General features: G+C 60.2%; 1 protein-coding gene. It reads right to left on the reverse strand.

Going from position 1 to position 1699, the window contains the following annotated elements; all coding sequences use genetic code 11:
- Window positions 1-318 precede the first annotated feature (318 nt).
- Window positions 319-1302, reverse strand: a complete 984-nt coding sequence (locus RZ1_RS29310) for a hypothetical protein (protein ID WP_139282080.1) — start codon at window positions 1300-1302, stop codon at window positions 319-321.
- Window positions 1303-1699 lie beyond the last annotated feature (397 nt).

A 1699-nucleotide genomic window follows, 5' to 3' on the forward strand; every position in this document is an offset into this window, starting at 1 on the left:
CTAGGTCCCCACCGTACACGCCTACGACTGCCGATCCACTATACGGCGCAATTCATGATGCATTCCTCAAGCCAATCACGATGCCAACGGCTTCGGAATGATCAACACCCTGCCATCAAATTCGGCTGTGCGGATTCGGCGAGTAATCTCTTGTGTGGCGCGAACCGTCAGCGTAGTTGTTGCCCTTCGGCGCTATACGAATACGGTCGGATCTGACGACCTACCTGTCCGGACGCAGGCCGGAGCAGAGGGCAGGATTCGGCGAAACCACTCAACGTCCATTACGAGTCCGAATGCGGCGCAGCCAGTCTTCACTTATCACTTACCCCGTAGATCAGCAACCAACTGGGGCTCGCGGAGCGCCGCGACGAGTACACGCTGGGCCAGCTTTCGCACGTAGCCGTTGATGTCATCTGACCAGGACCATCCGCCGGGGGTGCGATCGTCGAGCCATTTCACTGCCTCTGTATTGCTGCTGCCGTGGGCTGCTGCACTGCGAATGGAGTAGAGCCTGCCGATCACTTGCTCACCTGTGGCATTTCTACCGAAGCCATCTAGCCCAAGGTTCTCGCTCGGCGGCATCCGATGGTCCAACAGCACAAGGTTACGCTTGAGTTGGCGGGTTATCGAGTCGACCGGATCGTGCTTATCCGGGGCGTGACTGAGAAGACTCTCCAGAACCGTAAAGTGTCCGAGAAGTTTGGCGTCCATCGAATCGTCGAGCTGATCGAGCTGAACGAAGAGTGCGAGCGCCCGTGTGACGTCCGGGAACTTCCCCTCGTCGAGCGCGCATCGAAGCTCGTAAATCTCGCGCGCCTGTGCTAGATCTGGCACGCCTGGCGTGGGATCGGACCACCCAACCGTCCTGAAGTAGTGAGCGGTCTCTGCGACATCGAGGCGCACCTTCGCTGCTTCCGAGTTCTCACGCCAATCAGCCCAGCCCCCGATCCGGAGATCCGAGGGACAGATCCGCAGGGCCTGAACGAGTTTGTGCCGCTCGCCTATATCTCCACCATTTGGTCGAACAACGGTGTAGCGCCATGCATCTGTAGGAAGGTCGTAGGAGAAGGCGGCAGCCCGACCCTCAAGCTGCGTCTCGATACTTGCTTCGTAGCTCGGAGCGTGCCTGATTGCCGTCAACTGGTTCAGCGTATGTATAGGGGGCCGGATCAGACCTACTTCCTCCGCACTGGCGCGATCGATCATCCATCCGCCAAGGTCAAAGGGAAATGTCGGATCAACGGCGAGATCGTTCAAGATCACGCCGAAGCATCCGCGCTGAGGCGCACGATTGTCGGTCACGACTGCAGATCGTATTAGCAGGCGCTACAGCCCGCCCGGCGATCAGCTCGACATCCTGGATCCGGTTGCTCAAACGACGAATGTGGCAATTGAGCCGCGTAGGCCGCGTGACAGTCCGGCGACTCGGACCCCCGGCTAAATCGGCCGCACAACCGTGGATGCGGCATCCTGGTTAGAGCCGTATCCGCCTGGTTAGAGCCGTATCCGCACCCGTACGACGCGCCTTCGGGTGGTGGTTGGAGGAACGGTATCCACACGTTCTGCAGATCCTCCATCCTGCCTACCAGTGGCGCAGCCCCGACCGGGATCAGCATTGAGGTTCACAGCGAGCCGGCGGCGGTGTGCGGCAGCGGCGCCCATGAGAAGCGAAGGCCACGCAGACGGATGGCAGCACCCG

Source organism: Rhodococcus zopfii NBRC 100606 = JCM 9919 (assembly GCF_001895025.1).
Classification (GTDB): domain Bacteria; phylum Actinomycetota; class Actinomycetes; order Mycobacteriales; family Mycobacteriaceae; genus Rhodococcus; species Rhodococcus zopfii.